General features: G+C 60.1%; 14 protein-coding genes and 1 pseudogene. 4 read left to right on the top strand and 11 right to left on the bottom strand.

Annotated elements, in window-relative coordinates; translation table 11 throughout:
• Nucleotides 1–15: 15 nt before the first annotated feature.
• The 8 genes and pseudogenes from ACR0C6_RS13805 to ACR0C6_RS13770 all read right to left on the bottom strand — a co-directional run bounded on the left by ACR0C6_RS13805 (nt 16) and on the right by ACR0C6_RS13770 (nt 10,998).
• On the bottom strand, nt 16–3,081 hold the full coding sequence (locus ACR0C6_RS13805) for an aminotransferase class III-fold pyridoxal phosphate-dependent enzyme (RefSeq protein ID WP_480619793.1): 3,066 nt from the start codon (nt 3,079–3,081) through the stop codon (nt 16–18).
• Nucleotides 3,082–3,185: 104 nt separating this feature from the next.
• Nucleotides 3,186–4,064, bottom strand: a pseudogene (locus ACR0C6_RS13800) (NAD(P)-dependent oxidoreductase); the annotation flags it as partial.
• A 95-nt stretch (nt 4,065–4,159) separates the two neighbouring features.
• A complete protein-coding gene (cueR, locus tag ACR0C6_RS13795; protein WP_171118663.1) occupies nt 4,160–4,549 on the bottom strand; it encodes a Cu(I)-responsive transcriptional regulator in 390 nt (129 codons plus the stop codon).
• Nucleotides 4,546–7,014 (bottom strand): heavy metal translocating P-type ATPase, encoded by a 2,469-nt coding sequence (locus ACR0C6_RS13790; protein WP_480619791.1) that lies wholly within the window; start codon nt 7,012–7,014, stop codon nt 4,546–4,548. The genes cueR and ACR0C6_RS13790 overlap by 4 nt, the downstream gene beginning before the upstream one ends.
• Before the next feature lie 78 nt (nt 7,015–7,092).
• Nucleotides 7,093–7,857, bottom strand: coding sequence for an SDR family NAD(P)-dependent oxidoreductase (locus ACR0C6_RS13785; RefSeq protein ID WP_480619789.1), 765 nt, complete (start codon nt 7,855–7,857; stop codon nt 7,093–7,095).
• On the bottom strand, nt 7,854–8,786 hold the full coding sequence (locus ACR0C6_RS13780; RefSeq protein ID WP_480619787.1) for an SDR family oxidoreductase: 933 nt from the start codon (nt 8,784–8,786) through the stop codon (nt 7,854–7,856). The genes ACR0C6_RS13785 and ACR0C6_RS13780 overlap by 4 nt, the downstream gene beginning before the upstream one ends.
• Complete coding sequence (locus ACR0C6_RS13775; protein ID WP_171228946.1) at nt 8,783–9,685, bottom strand: bile acid:sodium symporter family protein; 903 nt, start codon at nt 9,683–9,685, stop codon at nt 8,783–8,785. The genes ACR0C6_RS13780 and ACR0C6_RS13775 overlap by 4 nt, the downstream gene beginning before the upstream one ends.
• Entirely contained in the window at nt 9,682–10,998 is a 1,317-nt protein-coding gene (locus ACR0C6_RS13770; protein WP_480619785.1) for a flavin-containing monooxygenase, read from the bottom strand. The genes ACR0C6_RS13775 and ACR0C6_RS13770 overlap by 4 nt, the downstream gene beginning before the upstream one ends.
• A 65-nt stretch (nt 10,999–11,063) precedes the next feature.
• Here ACR0C6_RS13770 and ACR0C6_RS13765 point away from each other — a divergent pair, with 65 nt between their 5' ends.
• Complete coding sequence (locus tag ACR0C6_RS13765; RefSeq protein WP_480446010.1) at nt 11,064–11,726, top strand: TetR/AcrR family transcriptional regulator; 663 nt, start codon at nt 11,064–11,066, stop codon at nt 11,724–11,726.
• Nucleotides 11,727–11,979: 253 nt separating this feature from the next.
• Complete coding sequence (locus tag ACR0C6_RS13760) at nt 11,980–12,675, top strand: THxN family PEP-CTERM protein (RefSeq protein WP_171363876.1); 696 nt, start codon at nt 11,980–11,982, stop codon at nt 12,673–12,675.
• A 176-nt stretch (nt 12,676–12,851) separates the two neighbouring features.
• Here ACR0C6_RS13760 and ACR0C6_RS13755 read toward each other — a convergent pair whose 3' ends face one another.
• The 3 genes from ACR0C6_RS13755 to ACR0C6_RS13745 are packed head-to-tail and all read right to left on the bottom strand — an operon-like array spanning nt 12,852 to nt 14,161.
• Nucleotides 12,852–13,013: a hypothetical protein gene (locus ACR0C6_RS13755; protein ID WP_162896721.1), complete on the bottom strand. Its 162-nt coding sequence runs from the start codon at nt 13,011–13,013 to the stop codon at nt 12,852–12,854.
• A gap of 50 nt (nt 13,014–13,063) precedes the next feature.
• The gene (locus ACR0C6_RS13750) at nt 13,064–13,684 is read right to left on the bottom strand and encodes a pyridoxamine 5'-phosphate oxidase family protein (protein WP_171118650.1); all 621 of its coding nucleotides are present in this window, start codon (nt 13,682–13,684) and stop codon (nt 13,064–13,066) included.
• 12 nt (nt 13,685–13,696) lie between these two features.
• Nucleotides 13,697–14,161 (bottom strand): nuclear transport factor 2 family protein, encoded by a 465-nt coding sequence (locus tag ACR0C6_RS13745; RefSeq protein WP_480446009.1) that lies wholly within the window; start codon nt 14,159–14,161, stop codon nt 13,697–13,699.
• Nucleotides 14,162–14,453: 292 nt separating this feature from the next.
• Between ACR0C6_RS13745 and ACR0C6_RS13740 the strand changes: the two genes are divergently transcribed.
• Nucleotides 14,454–15,017, top strand: a complete 564-nt coding sequence (locus ACR0C6_RS13740) for a TetR/AcrR family transcriptional regulator (RefSeq protein ID WP_224853939.1) — start codon at nt 14,454–14,456, stop codon at nt 15,015–15,017.
• Between the two features lie 142 nt (nt 15,018–15,159).
• Entirely contained in the window at nt 15,160–16,317 is a 1,158-nt protein-coding gene (locus ACR0C6_RS13735) for an acyl-CoA dehydrogenase family protein (RefSeq protein WP_480619782.1), read from the top strand.
• Nucleotides 16,318–16,409: the final 92 nt, after the last annotated feature.

Raw genomic sequence — 16,409 nt, 5'->3', positions numbered from 1 at the left:
CCGGGGTTTTTTCGTTCAGCAGCACCCGCATCCGGCATGGTGATGGTCATGATCGCAAACAGGGGCAGGGGTAAAGTCGCCCACCTCGGACAACACATCCCGCAGCGCCCACAGGATCATGTCAACATCCTCGGCCTCGATGGTCAGGGGCGGGCGGATTTTCAGGATGTTGTCTTTGGGCCCTTCGCTGCCGATCAGGATGCGATGATCGCGCATCCGGTTTTTGACATAGCTGCAAATCTCGGTGCCTTCGCTTCCATCGGGGTTGATCAGTTCCACGCCAAGAAACAGCCCCATACCCCGCACGTCGCCAACGCAACCAAAGTCGGCTTCGATCTGGCGCAGCCCCGCCATCAGACGATCCCCCATCCGGCGGGCATTGTCCTGCAACCCTTCGTCATCGACGATATCCAGCACCTCTTTGCCGATCCGGCAGGACAGGGTTGAACCGCCAAAGGTCGAAAAGAACTCGATCCCGTTGTTGAAGCTGTCCGCGATCTCGCGGGTTGTCACCAGCACGCCCAGCGGGTGCCCGTTTCCGATTGGCTTGCCCATCACCACGATATCGGGAACCGCGCCCTGGTGTTCGAAGCCAAAGTAATACTCACCCAGCCGTCCCAGACCTGTCTGCACCTCATCGGCGATGCAAACACCCCCCGCAGCACGTATTTTTTCGTAAACCGCAGGCAGATAGCCCTTGGGCGGAATGATCTGTCCGCCGACGGACGGGAAGGTTTCCGCGATGAAACCGGCCACGCCCTGTCCCCGATCCCGAAGGGCGGCAATCGCCGGATCGACAAGATCAGCAAATTTTTGTGCCCGGTCCGCATCGTCACGCCTGAATGACCCGCGATAGTCATCGGCAACCTCGACCAGTTCAACCCAGTCGGCTTTCCCGATGCCGCCCGGTTTGTTGAATTTGTAGGCCGAGATCGCCACCGCAGCGTTCGTGTTCCCGTGATAGCCGTGATCCGGCGTCACGATCCCCTTTGCGCCGGTATGGGCGCGGGCCAGCCGCAGGGCTAGTTCGTTTGCCTCGGTTCCCGAATTGACGAAAAAGCAGACCTGTAGGTGATCCGGCATCTTCGACAGGATCTTGTCGGCAAATTCCACCTGTGCCGGATGCAGATAGCGGGTGTTCGAGTTCATCCGCTTCAACTGGTCCGCAGCCACGGCCTGAATGCGCGGATGGGCATGGCCCACATGCGGGACGTTGTTGTAGGCATCCAGATAGGGGCGTCCCCATTCGTCGAACAGGTGATGCTTCCAGCCGCGCACCAGCATGACCGGATCGTCATAGGTCAGGGACAGGTTGCCCCCGAAATGCGCCCGCCGTTTGTGCAGGATGTCCGCTTTGTCAGTTGGGTGATAGAACACCTTGTCATCCGGCAGGTTCAGCAACGCCGCCGGGTTCGGGCAGACCGCGTGCCACAGCTCCAGCTCGTCCGGGTCTCCGACACCGGGCCAGTCCGCTTCCATGCCATCGGTGGTCAGGGCCAGCTGGAAATGCACATGCGGGGCCCATCCGCCATTCTGGCCGGCATCGCCCAACCGCGCAAACGCGGCCCCCTGTGCCACCGGGTCGCCGGGTTTCAGCCGGTCACAGCATTCCGGGTCCAGATGGCCATAGAGCGTATAGAACGGGTCGCCTTCGGGCGTTTCGTGATGCAGGATGATCGCCCCGCCGTAATCAAGGTGCTGGTCGCGGTTCTCGACCACTTCGACCCGCCCGCTCATCGGCGCATGCAGAACCGTCCCGGCAGGCGCAAACACGTCCACGGCCAGATGCACCGTCCGCCGGTCCGAGGCTTTCCAGGGGCCCTTGCGGAACCCCGGCTCGGCATAGATCAGGCGGGGCTCGTTGTAGTAACCCAGCCACAGGTCCTGCCCGTATTCCTCGCCAACGCGCGCGGCCTCGGCCAAAGGCATGTGGAACGGGTCTTGCGGCCAGACGCAGTTTTCGACCGAAAGCGAGCCCATGGGCACATCGCCCAGGTCCTGGCCGAACATGTCGGCAAAATGTCCCCGGTGTTCCTGAAGATAGGTGTGGATGCGTTCAGCCCCATCAACCACGGGCAAGCCGCAAGCCGCCCGCAACCGCGCCGACATCAGCCCGCCATTGACTGACGTGTTCTCAAGGAACCGCCAAGCAGGCGCCTGAGAGATCGTCACATAAGGATCATCCGGATTCTCGGCCGCCATCAGGGTCGAGTTGACGACCGACACGGCAAGCCGCATCCTCAGCAACGGCCAGATCAGGTCAACCTCATCCGCCCGCAGCCGGTTGGCCGCGTGATAGCCCTTTACCAACGCAGCCAGCGCCCGTTCCGGCTTGGGGTGATCCAGCACGACATACGCGCCGGCAATTGCCAGATCGCAGATGCGCGGCGCGGCGCACATGTCGCCCAGATCTATCAGGCCCGAAATCCGCCGCCGCTCGCCCAGTTCTCCTTCGACCAGAATGTTGTAGTCATTGGCGTCATTGTGGATGGCCTGTTTCGGCAGGTCCGCAAGGACATCCGCGATTGCAGCGAACCCCTCACAGATTTCCGTCAGCAGTGCCCGCTGCGCGGGGTCAGAGATCGCGTTTAACTTGTCAGCAATCCAGCCCGCCTGCATCAGGTCCCATTTGAAACCGGCCCGGTGCAACCCTTCATGCTCAAACCCTTCCAGGGCCCGGTCGGTTGCCCCCAATACACGGCCCAGTTTCAGGATCAGCTCTTCGGATTTTGGAGCGGCCTTCGCGTAACACTGGCCCGGCAGGCACTCCAACAGCCAAACCAGCCTGCGCTGTCCTTCAGAATCGGCAATCTCGGGCAGCATTGCGCCGGTCAGATCAGGGAACACCTTGGGAAACGGCAGCCCCGGTGCCTCAGAAGCGATATGTGCCAGCGCCTTGATTTGCAGATCAACCAGATCCACATCGCATCCGGCCCGCATGGCCTTAAGCACATAATCCTGACCATTGGTGGCGTGCACCAGAAAGTTCAGATCATATTCACCATCCAACCGCGTCAAACGGGCGTCCAACCCCCAGAGCTGCCGCAGCGCGGCCGTCCAAAAAGCACTCAAATCGTCCATTCCCGTCTCCGCTCCGAACGCGCCGGAGCCCTCTTCATCTGGCCAAAAATATCCTCGGGGGGAATCGCGCCTTGGCGCGATGGGGGGCAGACAGCCCCCCCGCGTTACCCCATGGCCCGCAGGCGCTTGATCAAAGACGAGGTGTCCCAGCGGCCACCACCCAGTTTCTGCACATCCTTGTAAAACTGATCGACCAGAGCGGTGACGGGCAGGGACGCACCGGTTTCATTGGCGGTATCCAGACAGATACCCAGATCCTTGCGCATCCAGTCGACGGCAAAGCCATGTTCGAACTGATCATCCAGCATGGTCTCATACCGGTTTGCCATCTGCCAGCTGCCCGCCGCGCCCTGGCTGATCACCTCGACCACGGCCCTTCCGTCCAGCCCGGCCTTCTCGGCGAAGTGCAATGCTTCGCTCAGGCCCTGAACCAACCCTGCGATGGCGATCTGGTTGCACATCTTGGTCATCTGGCCCGCGCCGCTGTCCCCGATTCGGCGGCAGATCTTAGCATAGACCTGCATCACCGGTTCAGCCGCATCATACGCCGCCTGATCTCCGCCGCACATGATTGACAGAACACCGTTTTCGGCGCCTGCCTGGCCGCCCGAGATCGGCGCGTCCACGAAGGCGATACCCTGTGATTGGCCGGCAGCGTACAATTCCCGCGTGACCTTTGCAGAAACCGTGGTGTGGTCGACGAAAACAGCCCCGTTGGACATGCCGCGAAATGCGCCGTCCTCGCCCGTGCAAACCATGCGCAGATCGTCGTCATTGCCGACGCAGGCCATCACAAATTCGGCGCCTTCAGCCGCGTCTTTCGGGGTGGCCGCCATCGATCCGCCATGCTGCTTTACCCAGGCTTCGGACTTGGCAGCCGTGCGGTTGTAGACGGTAACGTCATGACCTGCGGCCTGAAGATGCCCAGCCATGGGATAGCCCATGACGCCCAGGCCAAGGAACGCGACTTTTGCCATTTTGAGATCCTCTCCGCTGTTCGGTCGGCTTCAGCGGTGCGTGCCTGGCCGAAATGTTTGGCGAAGACAAAGCAAAGCTGCGCCCAAAGGGCAACCCCAAGTCAGCCCTTCCCGCCCAGATCCTGCAGGATCGGGCAATCCGGCCTGTCATCCCCGGCGCAGGCGTCGATCAGGTGGCTCAGCGTCTCGCGCATCGCGTTCAGGTCGGCGATCTTGGCTTCGATCTGCGCCAGATGATCCCGCGCGACCTGTTTCACATCTGCACTGGCGCGGGTTTCATCCTCGTAAAGCGCCAGCAATGTCCGGCAATCCCCGATGGTGAATCCCAGAGCCCGGGCCCGGCCCAGAAAGTTCAGCTTGTGCACATCCTGATCGCGAAATCGGCGATAGCCGTTGTCGTCGCGCAGCGGTTTGATCAGGTCGATGTCTTCATAGTACCGGATCGTCTTTGCAGGCAGGCCAGTGCGGGCGGACACATCTCCGATATTCATGCGTGCACCTCCTTGGCGGGCGGGATCGGGGTTTCCGGCACGCTGGCTTGAACGCGACGCAGACGCAGCGCGTTCGAGACGACAAAGACGCTCGAAAGCGCCATTGCGCCCGCCGCCAGTGCCGGAGACAACAGATGGCCTCCGAAAGGGTACAGCGCACCAGCGGCGACCGGGATCAGCAGGACATTGTAACCGAATGCCCATCCCAGGTTCTGGCGTATGTTCCGCATCGTTCTGCGGCTGATCTCGGTTGCATTTGCAACCCCGCGCAGATCGCCGGACATCAGAACGACATCAGCCGTTTCGATGGCCACATCGGTGCCCGTCCCGATGGCGATGCCGATGTCAGCCGTTGCCAGCGCCGGGGCGTCATTTATGCCGTCGCCGACGAAAGCCAGCGTTCCGAACTGGTCCCGCAAGGCGGTGATCGCATCCACCTTGCCGTCGGGCAGCACTTCGGCGGTGACGTGATCAATCCCCAGCCGATCAGCCAAGGCCTGCGCGGTGCGCGCGTTGTCTCCGGTGACCATGGCCACGGTCAGACCCATTTGGTGGAGCCGCTCCAGCGCCTCTTCGGTGCCGGGTTTGACCGGGTCGGACACAGACAACGTGGCTGCGGCCTGCCCATCCAATGCGACGAACAATGGTGTAGCCCCTTCGGCGGCGCGGGCCTCTGCCTCGCTTGCCAGGGGGCCAAGGTCGATCCCGCGTTGTTGCATAAGCCGGTGCGACCCGATCAACACGTTGCGACCTTCAACCCGCCCTTGCATGCCAAGCCCGGTAAGCGACAGGACCTCCGTCGCCTGTGGCAGCGTCGCAGGCCCGGCCCGGGTGATCGCCGAAGCTATCGGGTGTTCCGACCGCGCCTCGAGGGCGGCGGCCAGCCGCACAACCTCATCCCTGTCAAACCCGTTCGCCGTCAGAACATTGTCCAGTTCTGGACGGCCCAGTGTCAGGGTCCCGGTCTTGTCCAGCGCGATGACGCGTGCCTGCTGAAGCTGCTGCAAGGCATCGCCCTTGCGGAACAGCACCCCCAGTTCGGCCGCGCGCCCGGTGCCGACCATGATCGAGGTCGGAGTGGCCAGACCCATGGCGCAGGGGCAGGCTATGATCAGCACGGAAACCCCGGCGACAAGCGCCAGCGGCAGGGCGGGGCTTGGGCCGAAGATCAGCCAGGCCGCGACGGTGATCACGGCGACCAGGATGACCGCCGGGACAAAGCGATATGTAATCCGATCGACCATGCCCTGGATCGGCAGCTTGGCCCCCTGCGCCTGCTGCACCATGCGAACGACCTGGGCCAGCACCGTGTCGCCTCCCACGCGCGTCGCCCGAACCCGCAAGGCGCCGGTGCCATTCACGGTTCCTCCGACAACAGCCGCGCCAGCTGATTTTCCAACGGGTATCGGCTCGCCCGTGATCATGCTTTCATCGACGTAAGAGGTGCCCTCGAGCACTTCGGCATCCACCGGCACACGTTCGCCCGGGCGGATGTGCAGGATGTCGCCCACCGCAATCTCGGCGATAGGGCGGTCTTCTATCCGGCCATCGATTTCGACCCGCGCGCTTTTGGGCTGAAGGCCCGCCAGTTTACGAATCGCGGCCCCGGTTTTGCCCTTGGCGCGCGCCTCCATCAGCCGGCCCAGAAGGATCAGAACGACAATCACAGCCGCCGCCTCGTAATAGACGTTGGCAGTTCCGATCGGTAACGCGCCGGGGGCAAATGTGGCCACGACCGAATACAGATAGGCCGCACCGGTTCCCAGCGCGACCAGCGCGTTCATATCCGGCGTGCCCCTCAGCAACGACGGGATGCCCTTGCGATAGAACACGCGACCGGGTCCCAGCAGCAGGGCCGTTGTCAGGGCGAACTGAATCAACTGGCTGGTCTGCGTACCGATGGTGGCGTGTACCCAATGGTGGAAGGCGGGGATCATGTGCCCGCCCATCTCAAGTATGAACACCGGCAGGGCAAGAGCGGCCGCCAGCAAAGTGGCCCGGGTCAGCCCTGCTGTTTCAGTGTCTGCGCGGTCTTCGGGTGTCGCAGCGGCTTGAGGCCGCGCCGGGTATCCGGTGTCGGTGACCACCTGTGCCAGCGCCTGTGGCGTCGTTGTCCCAGCAGCGTAAGTCACCGCGGCAGTTTGTGTCGCCAGATTGACCTGCGCTTCGATCACACCGGGGCTGGCCGCCAGCGCGCGCTCGATCTTGGCCACGCACGAGGCGCAGTTCATACCTTCAATGATCAGATCCGCCCGGCTGGTCTCGGCCGGATACCCTGCCGCGTCCAATGCCTTGGTCAGCGCCGAAACCGGCCCGTCAAAAGCCACCTGTGCGGACTTGGTTGCAAAGTTGACCGAGGCCGTTTCAACCCCGGGCACATCACGCAGCGCCTCTTCAACGCGTCCCACGCAGGATGCGCATCCCATGCCCGTGATTTTCAGCTCTGCCAGTGCTTTTTGCGCCATGCGACTCGCCCATGAAGTTTCCTTACTCACCAGATGGGGGTTCCAGTGACAGGAAGGTCAAGGGCCTGGGGCAGCTTTTTAATGCCCCGAGCCGCGCATGTTTCGTTCCATCATGCGCTGATAGAGGCGCGGTGACAGACGGTTGAGCCACCAGGACAGGCGCGCCACGCGGCCAACCGGGATCATGGGCTGCGATTTGTCCAGCCCGCGCAGGATCGTTTCGGCGGCGGCCTCGGGGCTCATCTCGTCCATCCCGTCCTTCGCCGATCCGGGCCGCGCTGTGCCATCCGCCTGCTCTTGTGCGTTGCCGGGGTTGGTGGCCACAAAGGACGGTGCAGCGATCAGAACCTCAACGCCATGAGGGGCTTCTTCCGAGCGCAGCGATTTGAAGAACCCCTCCAGCGCGTGTTTCGAGGCAGCATAGGCCGTCCGATGGTAAAGCGGTGCAAACCCGGCCACCGATGAGATGGCCAGATGTGTCCCCTTTGACGTCCGAACCGGGTGCAAGAACGCGCGGGCCATTTCAACGGCCGCAAAATAGTTGATGTCAAACAGAGTTCGGTGGCTGGCCGCGTCGGACTTTTCAAAGGCCCGGATTTGCGTGACACCGGCGTTGTAGATGACCAGATCGATACTGTCGCTGGTCGCGATCACCTTTTGAGTTGCCATGGCAAGCTGGTCGGGATCCGTCAGGTCGCAGCCAACAGGCAACTGGTTCGGCCCGGTGTCCAGACCTGAAACATCGAGATCCAGCAGCACTACCCGCCACCCGCGACTTTGTAGAGCATGGCTGAGGGCCCGCCCCAAACCGCCCGCCCCGCCGGATATGACAGCCGTCTTCATAGCCCCGCCTGCTTTTGCCAGAGCGCGAATACCTGGGCGCTGGTTTTTTCCGGCGTGTAACCGAAGTCGGATTTCAGGGCGGTGTTGTCCAGAACCGGTCGATATTGCAGAAATCGCACCTGTTCCGGCCCATAGCGGGACAGACCCAGCGGACGTGCAGCGGCCAAAGCCGATTTCAGCGCCCAAGCGGGCAGGCGCAGAACCGGTTTCCCCATCGCACGCGCCAGATCGGTCACGCCCATCGCGCCGTCCCCGGCGACGTTGTAAACGCCATCCGGCCCGTCGGTTGCCGCGCGCTTCAGGATGCGTGCCAGATCATGCGTCCAAATGAACACAAACGGGCTTTCGCTGCCGACCACGGCCAGCAGGCGGGGTTTGTGAAACAGGGCGGTGATCTGGTTTTCGGACCCGGCCCCCAGAACCGTGCCCACGCGCAGCACGACCTGTTCCAGATCGGGGGCGGCTTTGCGAACCTCGGCCAGCATCTCTTCGACCTGCCTTTTGTGATCGGAATACGGGAACTCGGGGTTGCCGCGCAACGGATCATCCTCGCGCAGGGGCACGGGGTTGTCCGCGTGATAGCCGTAGGCTGCACCCGAGGATGTGACCACCAATCTACGTACTCCGTTGGCAAGGGCCGCGTTCACCACCTTGCGGGTGCCCTCGACATCAACCGCATATGCCGCCGCCCGTTCCATTTTTGGCGGAGGCGTCACGATGGAGGCCAGATGCACTATGACTTCAGGCTTCACGTTGGAGATCGCGCGCGCGGGCGCGTCGGTCGTTACATCCAAGGGCAGATAGTGGACGTTTTCCGGCATGCTGATGGGGCGTTTGATATCCGTTGCAAAAACATCGTGCCCCTTGAGTTCGGGCAACAGTGCCTGCCCGACCATACCGCCGGCGCCCGTGATGAGGATACGGCTCATCGCGCGGCCTCGGTTCGGGCCATGACCGACGCCAGGGCAATCCCCGAGATCGCGTGCCAGATGCCCCAGAATGCGGCCACGACGGCCATGCCGCCCAGCCCGTGGAAAAAGGCAAAGATCAGCACCAGCCCAAGGCCGGAATTCTGAATTCCTGTTTCGATGGTGATGGCGCGGCGATCGAAAGGGGACAGCCGGGTCAGAGTGGCCACAACCCAACCGCCCCCCAGCGCCAGGGCGTTGTGAAGGATCACAAGCCCGGCAACAGCCCCGGCAAAGCTGAGGAAGAACCCCCAGTTCGCGCCCAGGGCAAGTAAGATGAAAGCCGTAAAAATACCCATCGACAGGTATTGCAGCGGCGCACGCAACCGTGCGGTCAGGGCCGGGCGGCGCTGGTTCAGTGCGATGCCCAGAACCAGAGGCAGGATCAGCATCAACCCGACAAGGATTGCGATTTGAACCGGGTCAATCTGGGTCTGTTGCAGGATCGCGCGTGTCGGCGGATACAACCCGCCCCAAAGCGCAATGTTGAAGGGCGTCATGAAAATCGCGCCAATGGTGGCAAAGGCGGTCATCGACACCGACAGCGCCGCATTGCCACCGGCGCGGTGCGTAATGAAGTTCGAGATATTGCCGCCCGGACAGGCTGCGACAAGGATCAGCCCAAGCGCAATTGACGGTCGCGGGGCCGTCACCCACACAAGCGCAAAAGTCAGCGCCGGCAGGACCAGGAATTGGGATACCAGCCCGACGATCACTGGCTTCGGCGCGCGTCTGAGGCGATCAAAATCCCTTGGTGTCAGATCGATCGCAATCGAGAACATCACGATCGCCAGTATCGCATTCAACAGCGTCAGAGAGGCCGGGCTGAAATTCAGCGTAATTTCGTCGATACCACTCATACCGTGGCTTTCCGCAGCCGTTCGATCCACCCGGTGACAGCCTTTCTGTAGGTGGCCTTGTCGACGTAGTAAGCCATTCGCGGCAGATCGATATAGCTCATGCCTCCGGTGGCGCGCTTATAGTCTTTTTGTTTTGCAGCCTTCAGATCGGCCGCCACCGGGCAGCCCTTTTGAAGACCTTTGATATAGCGCGCCACCATTTCGGCCTGCTCGTGCCTGCCTTGCCAGCCCAGACCCGTGGCCTCGACCATGCCCAGCACAAAAAGATCGTCCCGTTCGGGGTGCATCGCGTTCAGGTACAGATGTGGGGCATCGCCCTGCCAGTTCAGCAGGACCCGGTCGATGAACGGATAGTGCAGCTTGTATCCGGTCGCGGCGAGAATCATGTCATACTCTGCGCGCGCGCCGTCCTTGAAATGCACGGTTTTGCCTTCCAGGCGGTCGATATCGGGGCGAATGCGCAGGTCGCCATGGCCCGCGTGATACAGGACCAGCGAATTGACCACCGGGTGGCTTTCGTACAGCTGGTAATCGGGCTTGGGAAAGCCGTATTTCTGCGGATCACCGACAAACCAACTGAGGATGAGGCTGTCCAGCTTGCGCTTCAACCACATGGGCAGGCGGATCTTGCCGCCCATCGTGTCGGCCGGTTTGCCGAAAACGTATTTGGGCACGAAGTAATAGCCGCGGCGCATGGACAGATCGCAGCGTTCTGCGTGATGGATTGCGTCAACCGCAATGTCACAGCCGGAATTGCCCGCGCCCACGACCAACACGCGCTTGCCGTCGAACTGACTGGGGTACCGATATTGCGAGGCGTGGATCAACTCGCCGTCAAACGTGCCGGGAAAGCTGGGCATATTCGGTTCCGACAAGGTGCCGTTTGCAATCAGAACCCCCGCGAATTCGGCCTGATGCTCACCTTCGGCGTCCCGCCAGCCAACACGCCAACCGTCACCGGATTTGCCCAGCGGAGTGATCCGGGTGACTTCTGCATTGAACCTGTAGCTTTCACGCAGGCCGAAATGATCGGCAAAGGCCCGGAAATAGTCGCGCATCGCCCGATGCGAGGGGTACTCGGCCACCGCCTCATCCATCGGGAAATCCTCGAATTCGGTCATGCGTTTTGAAGAGATCAGATGCGCCGATTCATACATGGTTGATCTGGGGGCATCGATATCCCACAGACCGCCCACATCCGAATGCAATTCGAACCCCTGAAAGGCGATGCCCTGTTCCTGGAGCACCTTGGCTGCGGCCAAACCCATCGGCCCCGCCCCGATCAGGGCGAATGCGTTGCGTGTCTGTGTCATGAACCCTCCCGAAGTTCGTGATGCTTAACTTGAACGAACGACCAAAATAAGGCAAGATGAAATTCATGAGTCCAAAAAACATAGAAAAACCAAGGCAAAGAGCACCGTCCAAGCGATCGCTTGAAACCAAGGCGCGGATCATGGATGCTGCTGAAACCGTCTTTGCCGAACGGGGATTCGAGGGTGCGTCGATCCGGGATATCGCGGCCTTGGCGGGGGTTCAGATTGGTCTTGTGCACCATCATGGTGGTGGCAAGGAGGAGTTGTTTTACAAAACCGTGGCGCGGCGCGCGGACGCGCTGGCGCAGCTTCGGATCGACGCGTTGAACAGGGCCAAGGCCGCCGCTCCGCTGACGCTTCACAGCATTCTGGACAGCTTTATCCGACCCTATGTGGACCTGGCAGAAACGGGTGGGCCCGGGTGGATGGCATATGGGCGGTTGGTGGCCCACGTATCGGTTGACCCCAGGTGGCGCGATATCGCAGCGGAGTGTTTCGACCCTACCGCCCAGCTGTTCATCACCGAGATCGCCACGCTTTACCCGGATGTCGATCCTGCGGTTTTGGCAAGTGGCCAGGTTTATTCGGTCTCGGCGATGCTGGCCCATCTCAACAGTGGATGGCGGGTCAAAGCCCTGTCGCAGGGCGGTGACGTATCAGGTATGGACCGTCTGGTGGACTTTTGCGCCGCCGGTATCGAAGCAATGGTCCGATCCGGTCGCAAATGAGCCCTCACTCGGCGCCCGGTTGCGTGTTCAATCGTTCAGATGGCGCCTTGTATCCGAAGTATCTGTTTCCAAAAGTTGGACAATTGGCGCAGGCCAGATGATTGTGTCCTTTTCGGCGCTCTTTGCGGCGTCATTCGCCTGGATTGAGGTAAAAACGTGGCGTCAATGTGGCGCGTGAGCTAGAAATATGGTTCTGTTGTGCTACTCTGTCACAGAGTGGTTTGTAACGAGTATTAGTAAGTAAGGTGGGCACATGACATTCATACGAAACATAGCTGCGATCGCTGTTGCAGGTGTGATGACTGCAAGCGGTGCGTCGGCGCTGACCATTTCCAGCATCTCGCCCTCTTGGCAAAACGTAAATCCAAGTTCCGGCGTTACTGAAAGCACCTCTGGTTCTACGATTTCTCTTCGCTGGGGAAGTGGCAGCAGCTCGAGTGGTTACGATTTCACGCCAACTGGCACGCCAATTTCAGGTCTGATGCCTGGAACTGCTTTTGCTCTGGGTCAGTTCTCGCATCTGAATTTCCCGATCACGGGAACAACCCTAAGCTCCGTCGACCTTCTTGTTGACATATTGATCAGCGGTGGCCCTTTGGTGTCTTCGTCGTTTGCCCTGACGCATAACGAGACATTGAATCGCCCAGCGAACTGTCCGGCGGACTCTACCCCTTGTGATGACATCGTGACCATTACCAACAATTTGGGCTCTCAGAGCTTTAATTTTCGTGGACAGAATTATGTGTTCTCGGTCCTCGGTTTCTCTCAGGACGGCGGCAGCACCATTTCGAACGGCTTCAGCACAACGGAAAACATGCAAAACGTCGCAACGCTGTATGGGGAATACACGGTAGCCCCCGTGCCGCTGCCCGCAGCTGGCTGGCTGCTTCTTGGCGGCATCAGCGGTTTGTTTGTGATGGGGCGCCGGAAAAAGCGCAGCACGGCCTGATCTGGCTTATTTATGCTCTCACCATTCTTGGTGGTGAGAGCAGACCTGGAACCGGGCCGCTTTTTGGCCAGGTTCTTCAGCCTTTCAGCCTAAGCGCCCCATGAGCCCGAGTTGATGGCATTGGCTTGAAACGACAAGCGCGCTTGCCGGGTTCCTGCCGCAGTGACGCTCGGTCATCATTCTTGCTGCAAATGTTCGAACAAAATCTTGCTGAATACCGATGGCGGCGACGTTCGTACGGCGCTGGGCGAGACGAAAAAACCGAACATGATGATCAGAATGATCAGGGCAGTACCGGCAAGGCAAGCCGCCGAGAGGTGAAAGACCGAGCGAACCATTGCGACGCTCCCTTCTCTTGAAATCCGTAAATTCTGTGAGGGCTGAAACGTCAACCTGACTTTGCCAATTGCTGTTTCAGCCTTTGGTTTTCCGCCTGCAACTCTGCCAACTGCTGCCCCAGCCTGTTCAGATGAGGGCGCAACTCTGCTTCGGTGAAGCGCGGCGTGATGTGGCTTGGGCAGTTCCAGTCCAATGCCTCGACGCGGATGATCACGGCCCGTTCGGCCGGTCCCTCGGCCTCTTCCGGGTAAAGGGTGGCGGCCGCTGTTTCGCCTTCCGTGAACTCTACGCGCCCAAGGATCTTGAGGCGGCGTCGGTTGGCGTAATCCATCAGGATCATTGCAATACGATCATTGCCGTCCAGATTCCCGCGCGAGATATACTGTTTATTGCCCGAAAAATCCGCATATCCGATGGTCTGAGGGCCAAGTACCTTCAGAAATCCTGTCGGCCCGCCCCGATACTGCACATAGGGCCAGCCGGTCTCGGACACTGTGGATTGATAGAACCCGTCCCGCGCCTGAATGAACTCTTTCTCGGGGTCTCCGATCAGATGGCCTTGCCGCGGGCCACCTGCAATGAACTTGGCATAGGTTCTGGCCGATCCCATCCTTTCTTGATGGGCGCGGACAGCGGGTGTGAAGGTCAGTTCGGAAAAAGCGCGGGGCATTGGAAAATCCTTTCAAAGACCCAATTCGGACAACCCGGGGTGGTCATGAGGGCGTTCGCCCAAGGGCCAATGGAACAGCCTGTCATCTTCAGCTATCGGAAGATCGTTGAGCGAGGCATGGCGATGTGACATGCGCCCGTCATCGGCGTATTCCCAGTTTTCATTGCCATAGGATCGGAACCACTGACCGCTGTCGTCGCGCCATTCATAGGCATAGCGTACGGCAATGCGATTTCCGGCAAAGGCCCACAGTTCCTTGATCAGACGATAATCCAGTTCCTTCCGCCATTTGCGGGTCAGAAAGGCGTGTATGTCGGCGTGGCCGGACAGGAATTCAGCCCGATTCCGCCATTGACTGTCATCCGTATAGGCGGGCGTCACGCGGTCGGGATCGCGACTGTTCCAGGCATCTTCCGCCGCGCGCACTTTTTGAGCGGCAGTTTCCAACGTGAAGGGGGGCAAGGGGGGTCTGGACATTCCGCAAAGGCTTTCAGGTGAGAGAGGCGGCAAGAAGAGCCATGGTCAGAAGGAAGGGGACGTACTGAGGTGGAAAAATGCTGGCGCGACGTTTCATCGGTCAAATCCTCGGGTGTACAGATCAGTTAACTTACAGGTAAAGTGTACCGATCTGTAAACTTTTTCAAGTGGAAATTTCATGGTGAGACAAGGCGCCTGGCAAAACTATTTCAAAACAATGCCTTGGCCTGGGGTCATTGTGCTTCACGCTTCATGATAATATGTACAGAACGGTACACCATGGAGCCGAATCATGCGTCCAAACAAACGGGATGAGTTGGTCAGCAAGGCCCTGAAGGTCTTTTACCGCGACGGGTTTCACGCAACCGGCATGGACAAGCTGGTTGTGGAAACGGGCGTGTCCAAGACGTCGATGTACAAGCATTTCCGCACCAAGGAAGACCTGATCGTCGCCGCGCTGCGCTTGCGGGATGAGAACTTTCGCAACTGGTTCTTTCAGCGCATCGACGAGATGGCGGAAACTCCGGCCGATCAGATCATCGTCAGTTTCGATGCCCTGAAAGAGTGGTTCGAAGAGGACGGGTTCCGGGGCTGCATGTTCATCAAGGCCGGGGCCGAGTATCAGGACAAGGATCACCCGATCCATGTGCAGGCCGCCGAACACAAACAGCTTTTGCTGGAACACTTCACGGCCATAGCCCAACAGGCCGGCGCGCATGATCCGCAGAAGCTTGCGAGTCAGATCGTGTTGTTGCAAGAAGGAGCAATCGTTTCCGCCGTTCTGCTCAAGAATTGCGATCCAGCGGAAGACGCCAAGGATGCGGCCAGGCACCTTGTGGCCAAAGCACTGGCTTAACCCCGCCAGTCAAAAGGTATTCTCTGACGTCGCAGGTCGAGGAACGTTGCGTTGTTCCTCAAAGGGACGCCGCGTCACAAGGATTGGCGTGAACCGAACACGGCGCTAGCCTTTCCCCAAGAGACCGATTGGAGGGCGTACAATGTCACTTTTCACTTCGACTGCGGCATGGGTCACTGATGAACACCGCATGTTCGCGGAAATGGCGGGTCGGTTCATGGATGACGAACTGTCGCCCAATATCGAAACCTGGGTTGAAAACGGTGTTGTGGATCGCGATTTCTGGCGCAAGGCCGGCGAAACCGGGCTGATGGCGGGTGCGATCCCCGAAGAATATGGCGGTGTCGGCGGCGGCATGGGTTTTGACGCCATCACGGCCTACGAACAGGGCGCGCGGGGTGATGCGGGTTGGGGCTATGGCATTCAGTCGATCGTGACCCACTATCTCACCGCTTATGGCAGCGAAGATCAGAAGAAGAAGTGGTTGCCCAAACTGGCGTCGGGTGAATTGGTCGGCGCGCTGGCAATGACCGAACCCAGCACCGGTTCGGACGTACAGGCGGTGCGGACGACGGCCGAGAAGGACGGCAATTCCTACCGGTTGAACGGGTCCAAAATCTTCATCACGAACGGACAGACTGCGGATCTGATCATCGTGGCCGCCAAGACCGACAAGACCGCCGGCGCACGCGGCGTTTCGTTGATCGTGGTGGAAACCGACGGGTGTGAAGGTTTTCGCAGGGGGCGGAACCTCAAGAAACTGGGCATGAAGGGCAATGACACTGCCGAGCTGTTTTTCGAAGATGTCAAAGTGCCGATGACAAACCTGTTGGGCCCCGAAGAAGGGCAGGGTTTCTATCAGCTGATGAAACAGCTGCCGTGGGAACGGCTGAATATCGCGATCATGGCGCTGGGCGCGATCGATTTCGCCATCGGCGAAACCGTGAAATACGTGCAGGAACGCAAAGCCTTCGGGAAGCGGGTGATGGATTTTCAGAATACCCGGTTCAAACTGGCGGAATGCAAGACCAAGGCCGAGGTTCTGCGCAGTTTCATCAATGATTGTATCGGGAAACTGGAAGCAGGCGAGCTGGACGCGGCAACTGCTTCGATGGCCAAATACTGGGGATCCGAGGTGCAGAACGAGATCATGCATGAATGCCTGCAACTGTTCGGCGGCTACGGGTTCATGATGGAATACCCGATTGCGCGTCTTTACGCGGATGCCAGGGTGCAGATGATCTATGGCGGCACCAATGAGGTCATGAAAGAGCTGATCGCGCGATCGCTTGACGTCTGAGCCCACCACGCGGGCCCTCCCGCCCGTCGTCATCATTCCTGACGGAATGACTCCTCCGGTTGGGCCCGGCAGGCCCGGGCAAAGCCCGGGCC

It is taken from the genome of Ruegeria sp. AL12, from assembly GCF_056540885.1.
Note: the sequence above shows the minus strand (reverse complement) of the source record. Positions and strands in the feature narration are given on the sequence as shown.

Coding starts and splice junctions, on each gene's coding strand:
- ACR0C6_RS13755 (WP_162896721.1), bottom strand. CDS start 13,013: ATGGTTCGCTCGGTCTTTCACCTCTCGGCGGCTTGCCTTGCCGGTACT.
- ACR0C6_RS13760 (WP_171363876.1), top strand. CDS start 11,980: ATGACATTCATACGAAACATAGCTGCGATCGCTGTTGCAGGTGTGATG.
- ACR0C6_RS13790 (WP_480619791.1), bottom strand. CDS start 7,014: ATGGCGCAAAAAGCACTGGCAGAGCTGAAAATCACGGGCATGGGATGC.
- ACR0C6_RS13785 (WP_480619789.1), bottom strand. CDS start 7,857: ATGAAGACGGCTGTCATATCCGGCGGGGCGGGCGGTTTGGGGCGGGCC.
- ACR0C6_RS13745 (WP_480446009.1), bottom strand. CDS start 14,161: ATGTCCAGACCCCCCTTGCCCCCCTTCACGTTGGAAACTGCCGCTCAA.
- ACR0C6_RS13775 (WP_171228946.1), bottom strand. CDS start 9,685: ATGAGTGGTATCGACGAAATTACGCTGAATTTCAGCCCGGCCTCTCTG.
- ACR0C6_RS13735 (WP_480619782.1), top strand. CDS start 15,160: ATGTCACTTTTCACTTCGACTGCGGCATGGGTCACTGATGAACACCGC.
- ACR0C6_RS13765 (WP_480446010.1), top strand. CDS start 11,064: ATGAGTCCAAAAAACATAGAAAAACCAAGGCAAAGAGCACCGTCCAAG.
- ACR0C6_RS13805 (WP_480619793.1), bottom strand. CDS start 3,081: ATGGACGATTTGAGTGCTTTTTGGACGGCCGCGCTGCGGCAGCTCTGG.
- ACR0C6_RS13740 (WP_224853939.1), top strand. CDS start 14,454: ATGCGTCCAAACAAACGGGATGAGTTGGTCAGCAAGGCCCTGAAGGTC.
- ACR0C6_RS13750 (WP_171118650.1), bottom strand. CDS start 13,684: ATGCCCCGCGCTTTTTCCGAACTGACCTTCACACCCGCTGTCCGCGCC.
- ACR0C6_RS13780 (WP_480619787.1), bottom strand. CDS start 8,786: ATGAGCCGTATCCTCATCACGGGCGCCGGCGGTATGGTCGGGCAGGCA.
- cueR (WP_171118663.1), bottom strand. CDS start 4,549: ATGAATATCGGAGATGTGTCCGCCCGCACTGGCCTGCCTGCAAAGACG.
- ACR0C6_RS13770 (WP_480619785.1), bottom strand. CDS start 10,998: ATGACACAGACACGCAACGCATTCGCCCTGATCGGGGCGGGGCCGATG.